Source organism: Ruegeria sp. C2, assembly GCF_056537765.1.
In genome coordinates this window covers 1-19,273 of sequence record NZ_JBQFRZ010000005.1, presented here as the reverse complement: position 1 = coordinate 19,273, position 19,273 = coordinate 1, and the positions used below count along the sequence as shown (strand labels likewise).

The following is a 19,273-nucleotide window of genomic DNA, read 5'->3' as shown; positions in this document are numbered from 1 at the left end:
CGCCGCAGGAAAACGCTACACCCGATTCTGGCGAACAGATGGAGGACCCGATGGCGCTGGCTTTGGGGGTAGATACGGGCGGAACCTATACGGACGCAGTGCTGGTCCGGGATGAGAGCGAGGTGATTGCCTCGGCCAAATCCCTGACCACGCGGGCGGATCTGGCCATTGGCGTTGGTCGGGCGGTTTCTGCGGTGCTTGAGACGGCTGGGGTTGCGCCCGATCAGATCGGCATGGCGTCGTTATCGACCACATTGGCCACAAATGCTCTGGTCGAGGGGCAGGGTGGACGCGTAGCACTGATCTATGTCGGGTTCCGGGAAAGCGATCTGGAAAAGCACGGGCTGCGCGATGCATTGAAAGGTGACCCGGCTTTGGTTCTGGCTGGTGGACACAATCATGCAGGTGGTCAGGCTGCGGAGTTGGACATTCCGACGTTAGAGGCTTTTTTAGACTCGCATACGGGCATCTCTGGCTATGCGGTCGCGGCGCAGTTCGGCACCAGAAATCCGGCGCATGAACTGGAGGTCGCACGCGTAATTTCCGAGCGTACGGGTGTTCCCGTGACTTGCTCTCACCACCTGTCGGCCAAGTTGAACGGGCCGAAGCGGGCGGTGACGGCTGTGCTGAATGCGCGGTTGATCGGCATGATCGACCGGCTGATCGGACGGGCGCAGGATCAACTGCGTGCACAGGGCATCACTGCCCCAATGATGGTTGTGCGCGGGGATGGTGCGCTGATGAGCGCCGAGCAAGCGCGGGAGCGACCGATTGAGACGATTCTGAGCGGCCCCGCGGCCTCGATTGTGGGCGCGCGCTGGTTGACCGAGGCCGAGAATGCACTGGTGTCAGATATCGGAGGCACCACAACCGATGTGGCGCTGATCCGGGATGGGAAACCAGCCATAGACCCTGCTGGCGCGCAGGTGGGTGGTTTTCGGACCATGGTCGAGGCGGTAGCGATGCGCACCCATGGTCTCGGTGGCGACAGTCAGGTGCACGTGGTGACCGAGGGCCTGGGCGGTGGCGTCTTCCTTGGGCCGCGCCGGGTGCTGCCAGTGTCGCTGATCGCATCCGAGGCTCCGGATGTGGTGCATGCTGCACTGGATGAGCAGCAACGGGCCACGACGGTAGGCGAGCACGACACTCGGTTTGCCCGCCGGGTGCCGGGCATTCCCGCCGAAGGAGTGGGGCCGCGCGAATCCGTTTTGCTGGACCGCTTGGGGGATGATGTCGTGCCCCTCAGCAATCTGTTGCAGACCCGTATGGAGCATGGGGCTCTGAACCGTTTGGTGGATCGCGGAATCGTACAGGTTTCGGGCGTCACGCCATCGGATGCCAGCCATGTTCTGGGACGGCTCGAGGATTGGGATCGCTCGGCTGCGCTCAAGGCGTTGGAACTGGTTGCGCGCAAGCGTGTTGGGTCGGGAGATCGGCTGGCACCATCGGCTGAAGCATTGGCTCAGATCATAGTAGATCAACTGACAGAACAGACCGCTTTAACCTTGTTAGAGACTGCTTTTGCCGAAGAAAGCGATGGACTCGGATTGCCAGCTAAAGATCTGGCGCGGCATGTGCTGACGCAGCGCGGGTTGGCAAAGCATCGCGGACTAGTGGCGCTGGATACGGCGTTGAATGTGGATGTGGTGGGTCTTGGGGCCTCGGCCCCCAGCTATTATCCAGCGGTCGGAGAGCGGCTGCATTGCAAGATGGTGCTGCCCGAACATGCCGGTGTTGCAAATGCTATCGGAGCAGTTGTCGGGCGCTTGACTCTTCGGCGGACCGGGTCCGTTACATCTCCGGCTGAAGGCCGCTATCGGGTGCATCTGGAAGAGGGGCCGCAGGATTTCTCGGACTCGAATTCTGCCCTGAAGTTGCTTGAAGATGTGTTGCGCGGTGAAGCTGAAGGCGCGGTGCGCGAAGCGGGCGCTGAAGATATCCGCGTGAGCGTCGAACGCGACATCCGTACCGCCAAGATCGAGGCGCAGGAGGTGTTCGTCGAAGCGCTGATTACCGTCGAAGCCAGTGGACGACCTCGGGTGGCGGTCGGGTAGCCCCCGCGGGGCTACCGGAGTCCTTATTCTGCTGCGCTGGATCGCTTTGGCAGTACCCAATCCGGGCGTGGGAAATGGCAGGTATAGCCGTTGGGGATACGCTCCAAGTAATCCTGATGCTCGGGCTCGGCCTCCCAGAAATCACCGACCGGTTCGACCTCGGTCACGACCTTGCCGGGCCAGATGCCGCTGGCATTCACATCGGCAATCGTGTCCTCGGCCACCTGTTTCTGTGCATCATCCACGTAATAAATGGCCGAGCGATAGCTCATCCCACGGTCATTGCCCTGACGGTTCGGGGTGGTGGGGTCGTGAATCTGAAAGAAGAACTCCAGCACATCGCGATAGGTAATCCGGGTCGGGTCGAACCAGATCTCAATTCCCTCGGCATGGGTACCATGGTTGCGATAGGTGGCGTTGGGCACGTCACCGCCGGTATAGCCGACGCGGGTGCGGGCCACGCCCGGCAGTTTGCGGATCAGGTCCTGCATGCCCCAAAAGCAGCCTCCGGCCAGAACAGCGCGTTGATCGGTCATCAGATATCCTCCACATGGATCAGGAATTCGCCGTACCCTTCGGCCTCCATCTCGTCGCGATGGATGAACCGCAGCGAGGCGGAATTGATGCAATACCGTAGCCCACCATGTTCACGGGGGCCATCGGGGAACACATGGCCCAGATGGCTGTCCCCATGTTTCGAGCGTACTTCGGTCCGGATCATGCCCAAGGTGCGGTCTTCCAATTCTTCGACATGTTCATGGACGATGGGCTTGGTGAAGCTTGGCCAGCCACAACCGGATTCGTATTTATGGGTGGACGCAAACAAAGGCTCACCCGAGACGATATCCACATAGATACCCGGTTCCTTGTTGTTCAACAGTTTGCCGGTGCCCGGGCGCTCGGTCCCGCTGCGCTGGGTCACATGAAACTCTTCCGGTGATAGGGCGGCGATGGCCTGGGGGTCCTTGGTATAGCGGGACATGGCTCCTCCGGTATTCTGTTGGTGGTGTACTATTTGGGCACATCCGCGAGGAAATCAAAATCATATTTCAGTCTGCTCGCGGGTCTGTGCAGATGATCCAGACCGCCGCAAATCGCGTATCTTGTTCAAGAGGAGGAAAAAGATGATTCGGATGGCTCTGTTGACGGCTCTGATTTTGCTGGCAAAGGTGGTGCAGGCCGCACCGCTGACTGCCGAGTTCTCCTCGATCGATGGAGGAAAGTTGTCATTGGATGACTGGCGCGGGCAGCCTGTGCTTGTGGTCAACACCGCGTCCCTTTGCGGGTTTACCGGGCAGTATTCTGCCCTGCAGGACCTGCATGAGGCTTATGAAGACCGAGGGTTGGTGGTTCTGGCGGTTCCGTCGAATTCCTTCAATCAGGAGTTGGAAACGACTGAAGAGGTCAAGGAGTTCTGTGAGTTCAACTATGACCTGACGCTGCCGATGACTGATATTACCGAGGTCAAAGGCCCCAATGCTCACCCGTTCTACAAAGAGGTCGCGGTTGAGGTGGGTTTTGTACCCAGCTGGAACTTCAATAAGATTCTCATCGGCCCGCAGGGCACTGTTGTCGCCACCTATGGATCGGGCACCAAGCCCAATGCGTCGAAACTGATCAATCAGATTGAAGCTTTGCTGCGCTGAGCGGGTTGCCGCGACAGCTGCACCGCAAGAATGCCCAACGTGGTGATGCCGACTCCAAGCAGATCCAGCGGGCCGAGATTCTCGCCCAAGAGCATTGCTGCGATGGCAACACCGAAGACGGGGTTCAGAAAGTGGAACGTTGCAGCCCGGATCGGGCCGATGCGATCCAGCAGCAGGAACCAGATCAGAGTGGCCAGAAGGCCAGGGAACAGGGTCGTATAGGTAAATGCCAGTACAAACGGCAGTGTAGGATGGATATAGATCGTCTCGAACACTGGGGCGGCGAGGAACAGTGCTGCTGAGCCCACAAGCATTTGCAGACCGACCACCATCATGAAGTTCCCGCCCGAGGTCGCCCCCCGCACTGCCAGTGTGGCGAAGGTCAGCGCCAGTGCTCCGATCCCGCAAAGGAACACACCGAACAGATCAACGCCGGCGCTGATCCGGCTGCTCATGATCAGCGCAACTCCGACAAAGCCTGCCAGCAACCCGAGGATACCTAATGGGCGCAACCGCTCACTCAGCAGCAACCACCCGGCCAGCGCGACCAGCAGGGGCATGGTAGATGCGATAATTGCCGCCACCGAGGCTTCGACGGTTTGCATCGCATAGAAATTCAGACCCAAATACAGGGCATTTTGGCAGATTCCGAACAAAATGGTTGCGCGCCATTGCGGTCGGGTCAGACGCCAGCTCTGCCCCATGGCCCGTGCAATCGCTACGCCAATCAACCCGGAAATCAGAAATCGCAGCGCGAGCGAAAACAGGGGCGATGCATCAGCCACAATGATCCGGGCCGAGGTAAAGGCCGAGGACCAGATCAGGGCAAACACAAGCCCCATGGCAATGGCGCGCAGATCCATTTCGGTCTCCTGATGAAATCCGGGCGACTTTCACTGGTTTTTGCATCAACCGCAAGGAAAAGGGGCCGCCCGATGGCGACCCCTTCGATCTTGCGATCTGTCAGCGGCAAATTAGCCGTTGACGCTGTCCTTCAGAGCTTTCGCGATGGTCATCTTGACCACTTTGTCGGCTTCTTTCTTGAACTGCTCGCCGGTGGCGGGGTTGCGCACCATGCGCTCGGGGCGCTCACGGCAGTAGATTTTGCCAACGCCGGGCAGGGTGACGGCGCCACCGGCCGAAACTTCGCGGGTGATCAGGCCGGTCATGGCCTCCAGCGCGGCATTCGCGGATTTCTTGTCAGTTCCCATTTCCTCAGCGAGAGCAGCAACCAGCTGAGTCTTTGTCATAGGCTTTGCCATTTCTTGGTCTCCTTAACGTGCCCGATAATTTGGGCCTCACCGCGTAACTGTAACGGGATATTGTGGATGAACACAACGAATAGTAGCGCTGAAAACCCTAAAAATATGGGGAAATCGTTGCTTTTTTGCTTCAGAGAAAGGCCGTTTCGTCGAAGGAACGCAATTTCCGGCTGTGCAGACGCTCCAATGGCATTCCGCGCAGATGTTCCATTGCCCGAATTCCGATGGCCAGATGACGACTGACCTGGGTGGTATAGAACGCCGAGGCCATGCCGGGAAGCTTTAATTCGCCATGCAACGGCTTATCCGACACACACAGCAAGGTTCCGTAGGGTACGCGGAAGCGATAACCATTTGCGGCAATCGTTGCGCTTTCCATATCTAGTGCGATGGCGCGGGATTGGCTGAGCCTTTGCACCGGGCCTGACTGATCCCGCAGTTCCCAGTTGCGGTTGTCGACCGAGGCGACGGTGCCGGTGCGCATGATCCGTTTCAGCTCATACCCTTCCAGTTTGGTCACTTCGGCGACGGCTTGTTCAAGTGCGACCTGAACCTCGGCCAGCGGCGGGATCGGCACCCAGACCGGCAGATCGTCGTCCAGCACTTTGTCCTCGCGCAGATAAGCATGGGCCAGTACGAAATCACCCAAGGCCTGCGTGTTGCGCAATCCGGCGCAATGCCCAACCATCAGCCAGGCGTGGGGGCGCAAAACAGCGATGTGGTCGGTGGCGGTTTTCGCATTCGACGGCCCGACGCCGATATTGACCAGCGTAATGCCCGATCCATCGGCGCGTTTCAGATGATAGGTGGGCATCTGTGGTAGTTTCAGCGGCTGCTCAATCGGGGCGTTTGCGTCGGTGATCTCGACATTCCCGGTTGAGACAAAGCTGGTGTAGCCGCTGCTCGGATCAGCGAGTTGAGTACGAGCGTAGTTCTCGAATTCCGAGACGTAGAACTGGTAGTTGGTGAACAGAACATGGTTCTGAAAATGGCTGGGATCGGTGGCGGTGTAATGAGACAGCCGAGACAATGAATAATCGACGCGCTGGGCGGTAAAGAGAGCCAAAGGCCCGATATCGTCGTCGTGGTCATATACACCGTTGACGATATCATCATTGGTCGTCGTCAGATCGGGAACGTCAAACACATCGCGCAGGGTGAAACCTGCGGCACCCTGATGTGGAACATGCAGATCTGGATTGCTGGCAACAGCAAAATGAACCGGGATCGGTGTGTCAGAGGCTCCGATCGTGACTGGCTGATCGTGGTTTCTGATCAACAGTGCGATCTGCTGGGTCAGGTAGGACCGGAACAGATCCGGTCGGGTCACGGTTGTTGTATGTATCCCGGGTTCCGACACGTGACCAAAGCTCAGGCGGCTATCGACCTGAGCGTAGGACGAGGTTTTGATGCGAATTTCTGGGTAATAGGCTCTGAATCGATCGGTGGGCGTACCGTTTTTCATCGCTTCGGCAAAGCTATTGCAGAGATAAGTCGTGGCCTGTTCATAGAGCATTTCCAAACGCGCTACCGCAGCAGCTGGATCGGTGAATTGCTCGGGCTTTGGGACTTCGGGTGTATTGAGAACGGTCATGCAAGAGGTTCCAGAAGATCAATCTTTTCGAATGTGCGCACATCCACCAGCCCAAGGTCCGAGATCCGCAACTCGGGGATTACGACCAGGGCCAGAAGCGAGTGCTGCATATATGCGTTGTTCAACTGACAGCCACAGGCCTGCATCGCCTCGACCATCTTTTGCGCTTTGGCGGCCACTTCGGCCGCCGGGCTATCAGACATCAGCCCGGCAATGGGCAGCTCCACCAGCGCCAACTCCTCACCATCGCGGAAGATCGTGATGCCTCCGCCAACGTCTGCCAGCCGATTGGCGGCCCGCGCCATTTGTTCGCGGTCGGTCCCCACGACAATCATATGGTGACTGTCATGCGCCACGGTCGATGCCATGGCCATCCGCCCCTGATACCCGAACCCCGAGACAAAGGCGTTGGTCACACCGCCCGTGGCGCGATGTCGTTCGACCAGCGCGATTTGACAGACTTCGCCTTCCCCTTCAACCAGACCGCCGATGATCGGCAGTTCCGATTTCAACGCCTGTGTCGGCGCCTGATTTTCAACCACACCGATGACGTTGGCCCTGACACGATTAGCGCCAGCAGGTGCTGTGATCTCAAAATCAGCGGCGCTCAGCGTATGGCCTAGATGCATTGTGTTGCGGGCATTTGTCGGCCAGTCGAGATGCGGGCAGTCGACAGTGACTTTGCCCTGTTCTGCAACGATCTGACCCCGGGCGATCACCGTTTCGATGGGCAGTTCGGTCAGATCCGAGGTCAGGATCACGTCTGCGCGCCGCCCCGGGGTGATAGAGCCAATCTCACGCTCCAGCCCGAAATGAGTCGCAGTGTTGAGGGTCGCCATCTGCAGTGCGACCACAGGATCGCATCCGCAGGCAATCGCGTGCCGGACCACGCGGTTCATATGGCCGTCATTGACCAGAGTGCCCGAATGGCAGTCATCCGTGCACAAGATGAAGTTGCGCGGGTCCAGCCCCTTCTCGGTGACGGCGGTAATCTGACTTTCCACATCATACCAGGCCGAGCCCAATCGCATCATCGAGCGCATCCCTTGCCGTACCCGTGCAATGGCATCGGCTTCACAGGTGCCTTCGTGATCGTCGGCGGGGCCTCCGGCCACATAAGCTGCGAAATCAGACCCTAAATCAGGCGAAGCATAGTGTCCGCCCACGGTTTTACCCGCCCGTTGCGTCGCCGCGATCTCGGCCAGCATCTTTGGGTCGCCATGAATCACACCGGGAAAGTTCATCATCTCGCCCAACCCGATGATACCGGGCCAGGACATCGCCTCGGCCACATCCTCGGCGGTGATCTCATAGCCTGTCGTCTCAAGCCCCGGTGCCGAGGGCGCGCAGGATGGCATCTGGGTGAAAATGTTCACGGGCTGCATCAAAGCTTCATCATGCATCAGCCGTACACCCTCCAACCCCAGCACATTGGCGATCTCATGGGGGTCGGTAAACATCGAGGTCGTGCCGTGCGGGATCACGGCGCGGGCAAATTCCGCTGGGGTCAGCATCCCCGATTCGATGTGCATATGCGCGTCACACAATCCGGGGATCATATAACGGCCTTTTGCCTCAATGATCTGAGTGGCGGGCCCGGTGCAATGAGAGGCGTCGGGTCCGACATAAGCCACACGTCCAGCGGCAATGGCTATGTCATGATCCGGCAGCAGTTCACGCGTATGTACGTTCACCCAGATCCCGCCACGGATGACCATATCGGCGGGTTCGCGGCCTGAGGCCACAGCAATAAGGTGGGGGGCGGTGTCGGGCCAACTGGGGAAAGTCTTGTATTCCATGGCCCAACTTTCCCGAATGCGACCGAAGGTGCAACCCCTGCCAGCGGGGTATCATCAAATCATCATAATGCCTGCATGATGAGCGACCCTCAGCGCGTCAGCGCTGCCACGCCCAACCAGAGGATTGGCCCCACAGGGGCCATGACGATGGGCGGAAGGGCACCGCCTCAATCCTGCAAATCCGCCTCGATCTCGGCGCGTACCCAGTTGGCGAACGCCATCGCTCCGGGATTCTCTTCGGCCTGAGGGGACAACAGTAGGTAATACGCTTCGGGCATCTCGGCGCGGTGGGGGAAAGGCGCGATCAACCGTCGTTGCTCGATCAGATGTCGGACGATGGTGTCATGCGCCAGACAGAGCCCGCCGCCTGCCATCGCGATCGACAGGCTGACCAGATAGGTCGTCGCATAGGTGATCTGTGGATTCTCCCATATCAGACTCTGTTCTTCAGTCCAATTCGCCCAGTTTGACAGCAAATTTGAGCAATCGAACAAAGGTTGCTGTTGAAGATCCTCCAACGTAACGGCGAAATCGGGCGCGCAGACCGGATAGTAGTGATCGGTGCGCAGCAGCTCGGTCCGAACCGTGTCGGCTGGGTGCAAGGAATATCGAATCTCGACTGCCGCGCCTTCTGCCATTTCGCGCGGCTCCCACAGCTCAGTGAATATGTTCAGATGCACCTCCGGATGCTGTTCCCGAAACCGTGGAAGACGCGGCGACAGCCAATTGACGGCAAAGCTTATGTTGCTTTGCACCTGCACTGCATTTTGCTGTGCGCCCGTCACGGCTTGTGTGCCACGCACAAGCGTACGGAAAGCTTCGCGCACAACAGGCAGATAGGTGATGCCCGCCTCAGTCAGCTCCAGTGCGCGGGGACGACGTAGGAACAAGGGCTGCCCCAGATAACCCTCCAGCGACTTGATCTGTTGGCTGACCGCACTTTGCGTCATGTTCAGATCGTGCGCTGCGCCGGTAAAGGACAGATGTCGGGCTGCCGCCTCAAATGTGCGCAGCCATCCCAGCGGAGGAAGCTGTTTCTGCATCTGCATAACCTCGCCATTAGTTTAGCTAATGGAATAGGTGTGTTTTTTTCGTTGGTCAAACTTTTGCGGTGCAGGCACCATTTTTTGAAACCTCTTCCGCCCAAGGAGCACGATATGAGCGTCACCAACCTGCGCCCCAACATGGATTACTGGCCAGAACGCGTCGACATGGCCGCCGCCTTTCGCTGGACCGAGCGGTTGAACATGCACGAAGGCGTGGCCAATCACTTCAGTCTGGCCGTGAATCCAGACGGCACACAGTTCCTGATGAATGCCAACCAGATGCACTTTTCACGGATCAAGGCGTCCAATCTGTTGCTGTTGGATGCCAATGACAACGAAGTCATGGATCAACCCGGCGCACCAGATCCGACCGCCTGGGGGCTGCACGGGTCGATTCATCGTCATTGCCCTCACGCGCGTTGCGTTATGCATGTGCATTCTATTTTTGCCACCGTTCTGGCGTCATTGGCGGACAGCACTTTGCCGCCGATCGATCAGAACACGGCCACTTTCTATAACCGCTATGTCATCGATGAGGAGTTCGGGGGGCTGGCGTTTGAAAGTGAAGGCGAGCGCTGTGCCTCGATGCTGTCGGACCCTAAGAAGAAGGTCATGATCATGGGGAACCATGGCGTTTTGGTGATCGGTGACAGCCCGGCAGATGCCTTTAATAGACTCTATTATTTTGAACGTGCTGCCGAAACTTATATCCGCGCGTTGCAGACGGGCCAGCCTCTACGCGTCCTATCGGACGAGATCGCTGAGAAGACCGCGCAGGAGCTGGATGACTATCCCGATCAGGCCGAGGCGCATCTGCGCGAGATCAAGGCCATTCTGGATGCCGAAGACTCGGATTACGCAACCTGAAGACTCTGCAAGGAGCATCTGCCATGACCGACGTTCATGACCCGGAAGCAGCGCGTTGGAATTATCGCCCTGAAGGGCCGGTTGGGCTAAATCCACTGTTCAGCTGGCCTCCGCGCCCCATGGCCGTTTTGCGGTGGTATCGCGGGGCCTGGCTGCCATTGACTTCGCTAACCCTGTGCATGGTGCTGGCCAGCATTGCATATGTCGCGTTTTTCCCCGCGTTAGAGACAATGCAGAACCTTGCACCCGGCTGGATGTTCCGCATCTGGCTGCTGAACATGGTACCGCAAATCCTCGTGGCAGGTGGGCTGCATTGGTGGCTTTACATGCACAAGGGACAGGGCATGTACAAGAAGTTCGACCGTCGGGATCTGACCCGCGACAACGGAACTTTCACCTTCCGCAATCAGGTGTGGGATAACATCTGGTGGACACTCGGCAGCGCCATGACGGTGGCGACCGTCTATCAATGGGTCATCTACTGGGCGATGGCCAACGCCTATGTACCGGTTGTTACATGGGCCGCTGCACCCGTCTGGTTCGTGATCTGGATGCTGTTTATTCCCATGTGGTCCGGTCTGCATTTCTATTGGGTGCATCGGCTTGAACATCACCCGAAGCTCTATAAGCATGTCCATGCCGTGCATCACCGCAACGTCAATATCGGACCGTGGTCAGGCATTTCGAACCACTGGTTCGAGAACATGCTCTACTTCACCACCTATTTCATCCACCTGATTGTGCCGTCTCACCCGCTGCATCTGCTGTTCCACGCCTATTTTCAGCAGATCAGCCCGGTGCTGTCCCATTCGGGGTTCGAGAAACTCAAAGCGGGTGAAACAGAGGCGGCCCGCGCGGGGGATTTCTTCCACCAGCTGCACCACCGCTATTTCGAGTGCAACTATGGTACTTCCGAAATTCCGTTCGATAAGTGGTTTGGCACCTATCATGATGGGTCGGCCGAGGCGACGGTGCGGACACGGGCCTACAAGAAACAGATGTATACCTGAGGGAGAATGACCCAATTATGGTCTGATCAGCAGGTCTCGAACAGGGCGATCAGCGCGCGGTCGTCTTTGTTCGGGCCTGCTGCCAGCTCACCGTAGATCCGGACTTCGGGCAGTGAAAGATTGCTGATCTGACTGTCCTCCAGATCCCGGAGGGCCTCTGCAAATCCCATCGTTTCAAAGTGCTTTGCGTTGATAGACAGGGCGAACTGAGCGCCCGGGCGGGCGACGCGCAGTAGGGCGGGCAGCACCTCGGGGCCGAGATGACCGTGAGTGAAGGTCCCAGAAGAGACGACGCCGGCATAACTCTCACGCGGGACCGGCAGACCATCGTTCAGATCAGCTTCGATCGCGTCGCGATAGATATCCTTGCGCATGGCCTGGTCCAGCATCTCGGCGCTGATATCGGTGGCATCGATTGGGCCAACGCCAAATCCGGCCAGAATACCGCCACACAGCCCCGTACCGGCACCGACGTCCAGAACCGGACCCTGCCCACCGGCGCTGACAAAGGCGCGGGCTGTGTGGATATGTAGCTGATAATCTTCCCGCGCAGCAAAGCCGTCATCATAATCCCCGGCCCATTCGGCGTAGAGGCGTTTGTTGTCTTCGGGTGATTTCAACGCGTAGGCCGCGTGCAGGTCTGGGGTTTTGTCGCTCATACATCAATGAATGCGCATCCGAGGATTCGAATCAAGTGCGGCCATCCGGCGCTTGCATCCCTGCGTTTGGCGGATCATCAAAGGGGTATGACACAGTGTTTGCTCTCTTTTGGTCACGGCTATTCGGCCCGCGCCACGTCCAAACAGATGGACCCGAACTCATGGCGCGTCATCGGGACCACGCGAGATGCCAGCCAGCTTGAGGTCATCCGGGCCACGGGCGCCGAACCGCATGTTTGGCCGGGAGAGGTGCCAGATCTGGATGGTGTGACGCATCTGCTGATCTCGACCGCGCCAACCGCCGAGGGCGACCCGGTGCTGGCGCAACTGCGGGACGAGATCGTTGCCCGCGCTGGGCAATTCACATGGGTTGGGTATCTGTCGACCACTGCAGTTTATGGCGATCATCAGGGCGAGTGGGTGGACGAGACAACGCCCACGGCCCCCACCGCTGAACGGGGCCGCTGGCGTGTTCAGGCCGAGAATCAGTGGGCTGAGATTCCGAACCTGTCGCTGCACATTTTTCGGCTGGCGGGCATCTACGGGCCGGGTCGGGGGCCGTTCTCGAAGCTCAAGCGCGGCGGCTTGCGGCGGATCATCAAACCGGGGCAGGTGTTTTCTCGCATCCATGTGGATGACATTGCGCAGGTTCTGATCGCCTCGATGGCGCAGCCTAATCCGGGGGCGATCTACAATGTCTGTGATGATGAGCCCGTCCCACCGCAGGATGTGATTGGCTATGCTGCCGAGTTGCAGGGCCTGCCGATGCCGCCCGCTGTGTCCTTCGATGAGGCTGATCTGACCCCGATGGCGCGGAGTTTTTACAATGAAAACAAACGGGTTCGGAATGATCGGATCAAATCCGAGCTTGGTATCTCACTGCTTTATCCCAATTACCGGGTCGGGCTGGAGTCGTTGATGCAGCATCAGGATGCGGCTGCGGCTGAGCGCTGAACCTTGTCAACAAAGTGTCGCGGGTTGTAAGGGGGTTCGATGGATGACCGCTCTGCCCCTTTGAAGATCACCGTGTCGACGCTGACCCGTCAGCGTCCCGAGATGTTGGCTGCACTGATCCAAAGCTGGGGCGAAATGACTCTGCCACCCGATTGCTCAGTCCGGTGTCTGGTGGTCGAGAATGACGCCTCGTCCTTCAGTGAAGCCACGGTTCGTGCGGCAGGAGCGACACTGCCCAATGGCGCTGCGCTAGATTATGTGTTGGAGACCGAGCCTGGCATCCCCTTTGGCCGCAATCGCGCTGCGCGAGAGGCGCTGGCGCAGGGGGCGGACCTGCTCTGCTTTGTGGATGACGATGAGGTCGTTGCGCCCGACTGGCTGGAGCGTCTGGTCGCTGGATACCGGACCAGTTCGGCGGTTCTGCTGGGGGCCCCGCTGCGGGCTGCGGGACCGTCAGGTGCGGAGACGGCACTGCAACGGCTGATGTTGCGCAACATCAGCAATCGGTATCTCGACAAGGAACGCGCCGCTGCCAAGAAGGCCACGTTGAACGATACCGGTGGGGTGACGATCGTCACTAATAACTGGTTGGGTGAGACGCGGTTGTTCAGCGAAACCGGCCTGTGGTTCGATGAGGCGATGCGCATGACCGGCGGCACGGACGCCAAGTTTTATGCAGAGACGGTTGCCGCAGGTTTGCCTGTAGGTTGGGTGCCGGATGCCTTTGTCTATGAGACTATTCCCCCAGCACGGCTGTCTTTCTGGTATCAGGCTGCGCGCGGGCGGGATCAGGCCAACACTCATATGCGCCGCAAGCTGGATCAGAAACCTTCGCGCGCCATGGTCGGATTCGTTAGCGCGCCGTTCCGCCTTGTCGCGCTGTTGGTGCTGATGCTGCTCTTCCCGTTTCAGCCGGATCGACGGCTGATCCAGATCGCCCGGACCGCCGGTTGGCTGGTGGGCGTTCTGGGGATTCCGTTTGGCTATAAATCAGCGCTCTATAAGAAAGTGAGCGGTCACTAGCCCGGCAGAAGACGCGCGCGTGCGTCGTTGGCTTCGGCCCGCATCGCTTTTGCAAACAGAACCACATCAATTGCGGTGGCCATAAAGGTCACGCCAATATCTGCGCAGCGTTTCTGCATCGTCGGATCAAGCGTCAGGATGCCTGCGGCTTTGCTAGCCTTCACGATCCGGCTGAGCGCATCCATGATGGCTGCGTCTACATCGGGGTGATCCGCGTTGCCGATATGGCCCAGATCGGCCGCCAGATCCGCGGGGCCGATAAAGACGCCGTCAACGCCCTCGACCGCAAGGATGTCGTCCAGCGCGGCAAGTCCAGCACGGTTTTCAACCTGAACCAATAGGCAAACCTGCTCATCCGCTGTTTGCAGATAATCGGGAATGGCCGAGAATTTCGAGGCGCGTGCAAGGGCCGAGCCCACGCCACGCGTCCCGTTGGGAGGGTAGGTCACAGCGCGGACCAGTTCGCGCGCCTGTTCAGCGCTTTCGACCATCGGGATCAGCAGTGTCTGTGCGCCCGCATCCAACACCTGCTTGATCATCCAGGTTTCGCCCACCGGCAACCGAACCGCCGCATGCGCACCCGAGGCCTGAACGATCTGTAGCTGCCCGAGGATCGAACGCAGGTCATTCGGCGCGTGCTCTCCGTCAATCAGCAACCAGTCGAAACTGGCGGTTGCAGCGATCTCGGCAGCATATGTATCGGCCAGGCCCAGCCAGCACCCCAGCTGCAGCTGGCCATCCTTGAGGGCGTGTTTGAAAGTATTTGTCGGCGCCGGCATATCTCTCTCCGCTTATTACGTAGCGGTGTAGAGCTTTATGCGGAGCGCCTCAACGCATGTTTGGTCATGCGACCGAGAGAATCATGTCCGCAGCCTTTTCCGCGATCATGATGGTCGGCGCGTTTGTATTGCCTGAAACCAGGGTCGGCATGATCGATGCATCAACCACCCGCAGACCTTCTATCCCACGCACGCGCAGGTCTGGGGTCACAACCGCCAGTTCGTCCAGACCCATTTTGCAGGTGCCGACAGGGTGATAGATCGTATCAGCGCGCGCGCGGATATGGCGCTCCCAATCCGCGTCGCTTTGTGCGGTATCGGTGCCGAACATCTCTTTGTGACGGTAAGGCTCCAGCGCCGGGGCTTGCATGATTTCGCGTGTCAGACGTGCCCCCTTGATCATTGTGTCCAGGTCGCGCGGGTCGGACAGGAAATTTGGATCGATGGCGGGCGGTGCTTCCGGGTCTGAACTGTTCAGCGAGACGGTGCCCCGGCTTTCAGGTCTCAGCTTGCAGACATGGCAACTGTAACCATATCCCATATGCAATTTGCGCGCGTGGTCGTCGACCATGGCGATGGTGAAATGCAGCTGAATATCAGGTCGGTCAAGATCCGGAGTTGTTTTCAGAAATGCGGCTCCCTCTGCGAAGGGTGTGGCCGCCATCGACGTTCCATCTTTTCGCCAACGCCAGAGATGGCCAAGCAGTTTCAATGCCCCGACCGGACCGATGCCGAATGTGTCGGTGTCTCTGGTTTTGTAGGAGATCGTGAAGTCCAGATGATCCTGTAAGTTCTGCCCCACGCCTGGCAAATCATGTGCAACTGCGATTCCATGGCGCGAGAGGGTCTCAGCGTCGCCGATTCCCGACAGCATCAAAACCTGAGGCGATTTGAGAGCACCGGCGCAGACAAGAACCTCTCGCGTGGCGGTCACCTGCAGATTGCGCGCCTTACCCCGCCTCCGATACAGCACACCGGTTGCGCGTTTTCCCTCCAGCAGCAGCCGCTGTACGTGCGCGCCTGTGATGACGGTCAGATTGGGCCGCCTCATCACCGGGAACAGATAGGCGGCGGCGGCCGAGCACCGCTCGCCATTGCGGTCGGGGTCGTGAAACTGAGTGACCTGATAGAGGCCCGCGCCTTCATTGTCGCCCCTATTGAAATCCTCGGTCCGGCGATGCTGCATTTGGGTGGCGGCATCCACGAAGGCGCGCGTGATTGGGCGTTCCTCTTTCTGGTCTGAGACCTGAAGCGGCCCTGTCGCACCACGCAGATCGTCAGCCCCGCGCTCGTTGTTTTCCGAGCGTTTGAAATAAGGCAGCACGCTGTCCCAGTCCCAGCCCTCGCAACCCAGATCGGCCCAGCCGTCATAATCCTGACGTTGGCCCCGGACATAAAGCATCGCATTGATCGCGCTTGAGCCTCCAAGGGCGCGTCCGCGCGGCTGGTATCCTTTGCGCCCGTTCAGTCCGGGTTGTGGAGTGGTTTCAAACGCCCAGTTGTTGATCCGGGGCCGACCCGGCAGCATGCCCACCACTGCTGCGGGCATGCGCACCATCAAGCTGTCACCGCGCCCGCCCGCCTCAAGCAGGCAAACGCGGGTTCGTGGATTCGCGCTCAGGCGGTTGGCCAGAACAGTGCCCGCCGAACCGCCGCCGACAATCACATAGTCGAATTGCATCTTGCTTTGACCTCCCTGCCGATGACGGTCACTGTGAAGGGCAATCACAGGAACGCAATTGTGACGCTGCGGCGAATAGAGGTCGTTCAAGAGCAATAGTTTTAAATTATTAATATCATCGAAAAACAAAACTTATATGCATCACCCAGAGTTGCTAAATCTACGCCAAGCAGAAAGAACGAGTCGTTAATGCTATTCTCCAAGATGAGGTCAGGGCCGACCCTTGCGAACAAGCGACGTGCCCGGACCAGTAAAGGATGCAAAGACACTCACGACCCCTGTTTCTCGTATTCAGAGTTAACCGCGCGACACACACATCTAGCCAGGACTGGAGACCGATATGGACGGAAGTGATACCCCTAACATGGGCAAATGCCCGGTGATGCATGGCGCCGAGGCCCGGACCAACCGGGATTGGTGGCCGAACCAGCTGAACCTGTCGATCCTGCACCAGCACGGGGTCGCCTCGAACCCGATGGGTGAGGCGTTCGACTACGCGGAAGAGTTCAAGAAGCTCGACCTGAAAGCGTTGAAAGAGGATCTCTATGCTTTGATGACCGACTCGCAGGATTGGTGGCCTGCGGATTATGGTCACTATGGCGGCTTGTTCATCCGCATGGCGTGGCACAGCGCGGGCACCTACCGGACGGCGGATGGCCGCGGCGGTGCTTCGACCGGCAATCAGCGTTTCGCACCGCTCAACAGCTGGCCCGACAACGGCAACCTGGACAAGGCGCGTCGCCTGCTGTGGCCGATTAAACAGAAATACGGCAACCAGATCTCTTGGGCCGACCTCTATATTCTGGCGGGCAACTGCGCCATTGAGTCCATGGGTGGCAAGACCTTTGGCTTCTCTGGTGGGCGCGAGGATATCTGGGCACCCGAAGAAGACATCTATTGGGGTGCCGAGACCGATTGGCTGGCCCCCACCGAGAATCCGCACAGCCGTTATTCGGGCGAACGAGATCTGGAGAACCCGCTGGCCGCTGTGCAGATGGGTCTGATCTATGTGAACCCCGAAGGCCCGGATGGTGAGCCGAACGTATTGGCATCAGGCCGTGACATCCGCGACACCTTTGGCCGGATGGCGATGAACGACGAGGAAACTGTGGCTCTGGTCGCCGGTGGCCACACCTTTGGTAAGGCGCACGGCGCAGGCGATCCCGGCCTTGTTGGCCCCGAGCCCGAAGCCGCCCCGATCGAGGCTATGGGTTTTGGCTGGATCAACGATTTCGGCAGCGGCAAGGGCGATGACACCACGACCTCGGGTATCGAAGGCGCTTGGACCGCAAATCCGATCAAATGGGACAATGGCTATTTCGACCTACTTTTCGGCTATGACTGGAACCTGACCAAAAGCCCCTCGGGTGCCTATATCTGGGAACCGGTCGGCGTTAAGGAAGAAGACATGGCCCCGGCGGCGCATGATCCGTCCAAGAAGGTCAAGACCATGATGACCACCGCCGACATGGCGATGCGCATGGACCCGATCTATGGCCCGATCTCGAAGCGCTTCCACGAAAACCCCGAAGAGTTCGCCGATGCCTTTGCCCGCGCCTGGTTCAAACTGACCCACCGCGACATGGGCCCCCGCTCGCGCTATCTGGGCGTCGAAGCACCCACTGAAGAGCTGTTGTGGCAGGATAATGTTCCGGCCGTTGATCATGATCTGATCGACGACGCGGATGTGGCAGATCTGAAAGCAAAGATTCTCGCTACCGGTCTGTCGGTATCGGATCTGGTTTCGACCGCATGGGCCTCGGCTTCGACCTTCCGTGGATCGGACATGCGTGGCGGCGCCAATGGTGCGCGCGTTCGTCTGGCCCCGCAGAAGGATTGGGAGGTCAACGAACCGCTGAAACTGGCCAAGGCGCTGGATGCGTTGGAAGGCGTTCAGACCGCGTTTAATGACGCACAATCGGGTGGCAAGAAGGTCTCATTGGCGGATGTCATCGTCCTGGGTGGCGCCGCAGCCATCGAAAAGGCCGCCAAGGCCGCAGGCCATGACGTAGATGTGCCATTCGCCCCGGGTCGCACCGATGCCTCGCAAGAGCAGACGGATGTCGAGTCCTTCACAGTGATGGAACCCATCGCGGACGGTTTCCGTAACTACCTGCGCAAAGAATACTCGATTCCGGCCGAGGCCCTGTTGTTAGACAAGGCGCAACTTCTGACACTGTCGGCCCCTGAAATGACGGCGCTGGTTGGCGGGATGCGTGTACTGGGTGCAAACTTCGGCGGCACGTCTCATGGGGTGTTCACCGACCGGGTTGGCACGCTCAGCACCGACTTCTTTGTGAACCTTTTGGATATGAGCACCGAATGGAAGCCATCCGGTGACGGCGTCTATGAAGGCCGCGACCGCGCAAGCGGTAACGTGAAATGGACTGGCACCCGCACGGATCTGGTCTTTGGGTCGAATTCGCAATTGCGGGCACTGGCCGAGGTCTATGGTCAGGAAGATGCAGGCGGCAAATTTGTCTGCGATTTCGTTTCGGCTTGGAACAAGGTGATGAATGCGGATCGTTTTGATCTGAAGTAACCCTGTGACCATCGCAGTAAATTGCGCCGCCCGAAGAGACTCGGGCGGCGTTTTCATTCGCCTGATTTAGGGCTGTATACCGAGCATTGGGTATGATTCCGCTGAAAGGTCGTCCATTTCGTTGCTGTGAACGTCCTTTCAGCAAGTTTTCGGGGCGAATTATGAAGCTAACGTATTGTTTTTATTAAGGTGGAGAAGAAACCGAACGGAAATGCGAAGTTTTTTCAAAATGGGGGTTGCAGGTCCCAGACCTAATCCGTAAATACCCCTTCACCGGCGCTGCTGAGGTGGTTGTTGGGACGCTGGGAACGGCGGAGACGGGCCGGAGAGACGGTTGGACGCTCGGGAGAGACTGGG

General features: G+C 58.8%; 17 protein-coding genes. 7 read left to right on the top strand and 10 right to left on the bottom strand.

The annotated features are described in order from the left end of the window. The first annotated feature begins 50 nt into the window (after positions 1-50). Positions 51-2,054 carry a hydantoinase/oxoprolinase family protein gene (locus ACR0IV_RS15300; RefSeq protein WP_480660686.1) on the top strand — a complete coding sequence of 668 codons (2,004 nt, stop codon included), beginning with the start codon at positions 51-53 and terminating at the stop codon, positions 2,052-2,054. Between the two features lie 23 nt (positions 2,055-2,077). On the opposite strand, the gene msrA is transcribed toward ACR0IV_RS15300, so the two are convergent. Both msrA and msrB read right to left on the bottom strand, forming a co-directional pair. Further along, a complete protein-coding gene (gene msrA, locus ACR0IV_RS15295) occupies positions 2,078-2,590 on the bottom strand; it encodes a peptide-methionine (S)-S-oxide reductase MsrA (RefSeq protein ID WP_480660607.1) in 513 nt (170 codons plus the stop codon). Continuing rightward, the gene (gene msrB / locus ACR0IV_RS15290; RefSeq protein WP_480660605.1) at positions 2,590-3,036 is read right to left on the bottom strand and encodes a peptide-methionine (R)-S-oxide reductase MsrB; all 447 of its coding nucleotides are present in this window, start codon (positions 3,034-3,036) and stop codon (positions 2,590-2,592) included. The genes msrA and msrB overlap by 1 nt, the downstream gene beginning before the upstream one ends. Before the next feature lie 142 nt (positions 3,037-3,178). Here msrB and ACR0IV_RS15285 point away from each other — a divergent pair, with 142 nt between their 5' ends. Next, positions 3,179-3,700, top strand: a complete 522-nt coding sequence (locus ACR0IV_RS15285; RefSeq protein WP_480660603.1) for a glutathione peroxidase — start codon at positions 3,179-3,181, stop codon at positions 3,698-3,700. Here ACR0IV_RS15285 and ACR0IV_RS15280 read toward each other — a convergent pair. The 5 genes from ACR0IV_RS15280 to ACR0IV_RS15260 form a co-directional block, all read right to left on the bottom strand. Next, positions 3,676-4,563 (bottom strand): DMT family transporter, encoded by an 888-nt coding sequence (locus ACR0IV_RS15280; RefSeq protein ID WP_480471238.1) that lies wholly within the window; start codon positions 4,561-4,563, stop codon positions 3,676-3,678. The two genes, ACR0IV_RS15285 and ACR0IV_RS15280, sit on opposite strands and share 25 nt — an antisense overlap. Positions 4,564-4,674: 111 nt before the next feature. Then, the gene (locus ACR0IV_RS15275) at positions 4,675-4,962 is read right to left on the bottom strand and encodes an HU family DNA-binding protein (protein ID WP_010442901.1); all 288 of its coding nucleotides are present in this window, start codon (positions 4,960-4,962) and stop codon (positions 4,675-4,677) included. Between the two features lie 130 nt (positions 4,963-5,092). After that, complete coding sequence (locus tag ACR0IV_RS15270; protein WP_480660601.1) at positions 5,093-6,556, bottom strand: AMP nucleosidase; 1,464 nt, start codon at positions 6,554-6,556, stop codon at positions 5,093-5,095. Then, positions 6,553-8,355, bottom strand: a complete 1,803-nt coding sequence (gene ade, locus ACR0IV_RS15265; protein WP_480660599.1) for an adenine deaminase — start codon at positions 8,353-8,355, stop codon at positions 6,553-6,555. The genes ACR0IV_RS15270 and ade overlap by 4 nt, the downstream gene beginning before the upstream one ends. A 167-nt stretch (positions 8,356-8,522) precedes the next feature. Continuing rightward, positions 8,523-9,398 carry a LysR family transcriptional regulator gene (locus tag ACR0IV_RS15260; RefSeq protein ID WP_480660597.1) on the bottom strand — a complete coding sequence of 292 codons (876 nt, stop codon included), beginning with the start codon at positions 9,396-9,398 and terminating at the stop codon, positions 8,523-8,525. Between the two features lie 114 nt (positions 9,399-9,512). Here ACR0IV_RS15260 and ACR0IV_RS15255 point away from each other — a divergent pair, with 114 nt between their 5' ends. Together ACR0IV_RS15255 and ACR0IV_RS15250 are read left to right on the top strand one after the other, a co-directional pair. Beyond that, complete coding sequence (locus tag ACR0IV_RS15255; protein WP_480660595.1) at positions 9,513-10,268, top strand: class II aldolase and adducin N-terminal domain-containing protein; 756 nt, start codon at positions 9,513-9,515, stop codon at positions 10,266-10,268. A 23-nt stretch (positions 10,269-10,291) separates the two neighbouring features. Continuing rightward, positions 10,292-11,278 (top strand): sterol desaturase family protein, encoded by a 987-nt coding sequence (locus ACR0IV_RS15250; protein ID WP_480660593.1) that lies wholly within the window; start codon positions 10,292-10,294, stop codon positions 11,276-11,278. Positions 11,279-11,304: 26 nt separating this feature from the next. On the opposite strand, the gene ACR0IV_RS15245 is transcribed toward ACR0IV_RS15250, so the two are convergent. Next, positions 11,305-11,937 (bottom strand): class I SAM-dependent DNA methyltransferase, encoded by a 633-nt coding sequence (locus ACR0IV_RS15245; RefSeq protein WP_480471232.1) that lies wholly within the window; start codon positions 11,935-11,937, stop codon positions 11,305-11,307. Positions 11,938-12,024: 87 nt separating this feature from the next. Between ACR0IV_RS15245 and ACR0IV_RS15240 the strand changes: the two genes are divergently transcribed. Beyond that, entirely contained in the window at positions 12,025-12,891 is an 867-nt protein-coding gene (locus tag ACR0IV_RS15240; RefSeq protein WP_480471231.1) for an SDR family oxidoreductase, read from the top strand. A 39-nt stretch (positions 12,892-12,930) separates the two neighbouring features. Further along, positions 12,931-13,914 carry a glycosyltransferase gene (locus ACR0IV_RS15235; protein ID WP_480660590.1) on the top strand — a complete coding sequence of 328 codons (984 nt, stop codon included), beginning with the start codon at positions 12,931-12,933 and terminating at the stop codon, positions 13,912-13,914. Here ACR0IV_RS15235 and ACR0IV_RS15230 read toward each other — a convergent pair. Together ACR0IV_RS15230 and ACR0IV_RS15225 are read right to left on the bottom strand one after the other, a co-directional pair. Beyond that, positions 13,911-14,693 (bottom strand): aldolase/citrate lyase family protein, encoded by a 783-nt coding sequence (locus ACR0IV_RS15230; protein WP_480471229.1) that lies wholly within the window; start codon positions 14,691-14,693, stop codon positions 13,911-13,913. The two genes, ACR0IV_RS15235 and ACR0IV_RS15230, sit on opposite strands and share 4 nt — an antisense overlap. A gap of 64 nt (positions 14,694-14,757) precedes the next feature. Then, positions 14,758-16,374 (bottom strand): GMC family oxidoreductase, encoded by a 1,617-nt coding sequence (locus ACR0IV_RS15225; protein ID WP_480660588.1) that lies wholly within the window; start codon positions 16,372-16,374, stop codon positions 14,758-14,760. 340 nt (positions 16,375-16,714) lie between these two features. Between ACR0IV_RS15225 and katG the strand changes: the two genes are divergently transcribed. Next, entirely contained in the window at positions 16,715-18,916 is a 2,202-nt protein-coding gene (gene katG / locus ACR0IV_RS15220) for a catalase/peroxidase HPI (protein ID WP_480660586.1), read from the top strand. Positions 18,917-19,273 lie beyond the last annotated feature (357 nt).

Coding starts and splice junctions, on each gene's coding strand:
- ACR0IV_RS15300 (WP_480660686.1), top strand. CDS start 51: ATGGCGCTGGCTTTGGGGGTAGATACGGGCGGAACCTATACGGACGCA.
- msrA (WP_480660607.1), bottom strand. CDS start 2,590: ATGACCGATCAACGCGCTGTTCTGGCCGGAGGCTGCTTTTGGGGCATG.
- msrB (WP_480660605.1), bottom strand. CDS start 3,036: ATGTCCCGCTATACCAAGGACCCCCAGGCCATCGCCGCCCTATCACCG.
- ACR0IV_RS15285 (WP_480660603.1), top strand. CDS start 3,179: ATGATTCGGATGGCTCTGTTGACGGCTCTGATTTTGCTGGCAAAGGTG.
- ACR0IV_RS15280 (WP_480471238.1), bottom strand. CDS start 4,563: ATGGATCTGCGCGCCATTGCCATGGGGCTTGTGTTTGCCCTGATCTGG.
- ACR0IV_RS15275 (WP_010442901.1), bottom strand. CDS start 4,962: ATGGCAAAGCCTATGACAAAGACTCAGCTGGTTGCTGCTCTCGCTGAG.
- ACR0IV_RS15270 (WP_480660601.1), bottom strand. CDS start 6,556: ATGACCGTTCTCAATACACCCGAAGTCCCAAAGCCCGAGCAATTCACC.
- ade (WP_480660599.1), bottom strand. CDS start 8,355: ATGGAATACAAGACTTTCCCCAGTTGGCCCGACACCGCCCCCCACCTT.
- ACR0IV_RS15260 (WP_480660597.1), bottom strand. CDS start 9,398: ATGCAGAAACAGCTTCCTCCGCTGGGATGGCTGCGCACATTTGAGGCG.
- ACR0IV_RS15255 (WP_480660595.1), top strand. CDS start 9,513: ATGAGCGTCACCAACCTGCGCCCCAACATGGATTACTGGCCAGAACGC.
- ACR0IV_RS15250 (WP_480660593.1), top strand. CDS start 10,292: ATGACCGACGTTCATGACCCGGAAGCAGCGCGTTGGAATTATCGCCCT.
- ACR0IV_RS15245 (WP_480471232.1), bottom strand. CDS start 11,937: ATGAGCGACAAAACCCCAGACCTGCACGCGGCCTACGCGTTGAAATCA.
- ACR0IV_RS15240 (WP_480471231.1), top strand. CDS start 12,025: ATGACACAGTGTTTGCTCTCTTTTGGTCACGGCTATTCGGCCCGCGCC.
- ACR0IV_RS15235 (WP_480660590.1), top strand. CDS start 12,931: ATGGATGACCGCTCTGCCCCTTTGAAGATCACCGTGTCGACGCTGACC.
- ACR0IV_RS15230 (WP_480471229.1), bottom strand. CDS start 14,693: ATGCCGGCGCCGACAAATACTTTCAAACACGCCCTCAAGGATGGCCAG.
- ACR0IV_RS15225 (WP_480660588.1), bottom strand. CDS start 16,374: ATGCAATTCGACTATGTGATTGTCGGCGGCGGTTCGGCGGGCACTGTT.
- katG (WP_480660586.1), top strand. CDS start 16,715: ATGGACGGAAGTGATACCCCTAACATGGGCAAATGCCCGGTGATGCAT.